Consider the following 1,713-nt stretch of genomic DNA (forward strand, 5'->3'; position numbering starts at 1 on the left):
AGACTGAACACAACCGAGTGTCAGCTTGCGAGCCGGTTGGGATTATCGCGTGCGGCGCTCAAATCAATCGAACGTCCGGATGCACCGCTTTATCTGCAACTTGCACTGACTGCGATGATGGAGAGCTTGCAGCCCGACCCGATGTTTGTACGCGCTGCGTATCACTCCGAAATTCCGGCCGATCCGGTTCAATTGAGGCTTGTTCGATAATCAGTTCCGAAGGGCAACGGACATGATGACGAAACTGACTGCAATTTCCTTGGTGGTTGTAGCCGCGTCTTTTCCCGGTACGTCAATGGCCGCTTCATGCGGCTCTGGAATTTCGGGTCAAAGCCCCGCCGTGAAGATGCTGCAAAGGCAGTTGTCGGCTTTGCGCTCGATCCAGCGCGGGCGCGGCTGCAAGCCGGGTGACACGGGCGGGGGCTTTTTCAATGCCTGCCGTGAAGTGGGGATGAAAATCAATGAGGCGCAGCAGGAGTTGCGGGCAACTGCGGCTGCAAATAATGAATGCTGGGCTGAAGCCCGAACGGGCCGAACAGCCAGGGCAGCTACCAAGCCAAAGGCCATGAACGTGTCGGCGGCTGGCAATGCGCGATCACAACCGGCCTCGACCACTCCTAAAAAGGTGCGCGGGCCGAAAAATGCCCTTCAATACTGTGTGCGCCTGTCGGATGGCTATTATTTCCCGACGCCCAATTCGCAGTACAAGCAAAAAGGCGGTACGGATGCCGCTCTCATTCAATGCAAGATGATCTGCAAGACCGACGCTATGGCGGTCTATATCAATGACCAGAATGAAGAAGTCGCCGATATGGTTTCGGTCCTGACTGGTGAGGTCTATGCGGATCTCGCAACAGCTTACGATTATCATGGTGAAGGCAAGTTCGAACGCTGCGACTGGAATGGCTACGTTCGGAAAGTCAGTTCGGGCTTTGCGGCCAAAAGGCAATCGAAGCACCTTGCCGATGCTGTCTTACCGAAACCAGGCGTCAAACCGGATGATCAGGACCCCGTGGCTGTGGCTGAAATTCCATCGCAATCGTTTCGTCCCGCCCCTTCCCGCTCTATCCGTATTGTAGGTCCAGCCTTTATACCCGACGCCGATAACAAGGCGTTCGGTCAAATGCGCCGTCATCAAAACTGAAACCAGCCAAGCAGCATTTTTCTATGGGAGCGTTCATGACAAAGCTGAAACTCAGATACTTATTGCTTGCTTTCGTCCCGCTGGCCGTTGCCGGCTGCGTTACAGCGGAGGAGGTCGATCAAGATACATGCGCCTCTTTCGGCTTCAAGCCAGGTACAGACGCGTTCGCAAACTGCATGATGGAGCAAAGCGCCCGCGCTGACGAAAAAAGACGGGAATGGGAACAAGAGGACCGAGCGCGTGAGGAACGCAAGCGCGAGCGCAAGAAGGAAAAGGAACGCCGCCGCCGCGAGGAAAGCGAGATCGATAACCGGCCACAATTTGACCGGGACGGCAATCCGAACTTTGACACGCAAGGCAATTATATGGGCTGCCACGGCGTGGGCTGTGACGTCGATAACCCTGACGAATAGTCAGATGCGGCTTTCATGCCCAACTAGCGCGTGAGCGCCAAAAAGGTTGAGCGCAACAATGATAGGGGCAGAAACGGAACGGTTTCCTCACTGCTGCGCTCAAGACGAATGTACCGAATGACAAAATGGGAAGGCAAGCCAGTTTTCAAAAACGGG

3 protein-coding genes are annotated in these 1,713 nt (G+C 55.1%); all 3 read left to right on the plus strand.

Features of this window, described 5'->3' with window-relative positions; genetic code table 11:
- On the plus strand, positions 1 to 210 hold a 210-nt coding region (locus D8666_RS24410; protein ID WP_121539681.1), incomplete at its 5' end, for a hypothetical protein.
- A 22-nt stretch (positions 211 to 232) separates the two neighbouring features.
- Positions 233 to 1,144, plus strand: a complete 912-nt coding sequence (locus D8666_RS23890; RefSeq protein ID WP_121539682.1) for a DUF2865 domain-containing protein — start codon at positions 233 to 235, stop codon at positions 1,142 to 1,144.
- Between the two features lie 35 nt (positions 1,145 to 1,179).
- The gene (locus tag D8666_RS23895) at positions 1,180 to 1,557 is read left to right on the plus strand and encodes a hypothetical protein (RefSeq protein ID WP_121539683.1); all 378 of its coding nucleotides are present in this window, start codon (positions 1,180 to 1,182) and stop codon (positions 1,555 to 1,557) included.
- Positions 1,558 to 1,713 lie beyond the last annotated feature (156 nt).

This window comes from Ochrobactrum soli (assembly GCF_003664555.1).
GTDB lineage: Bacteria > Pseudomonadota > Alphaproteobacteria > Rhizobiales > Rhizobiaceae > Brucella > Brucella teleogrylli.

What these genes read in the sequence shown, in the direction of transcription:
- D8666_RS23890 (WP_121539682.1), top strand. Translation starts at nt 233, where the DNA reads ATGATGACGAAACTGACTGCAATTTCCTTGGTGGTTGTAGCCGCGTCT.
- D8666_RS23895 (WP_121539683.1), top strand. Translation starts at nt 1,180, where the DNA reads ATGACAAAGCTGAAACTCAGATACTTATTGCTTGCTTTCGTCCCGCTG.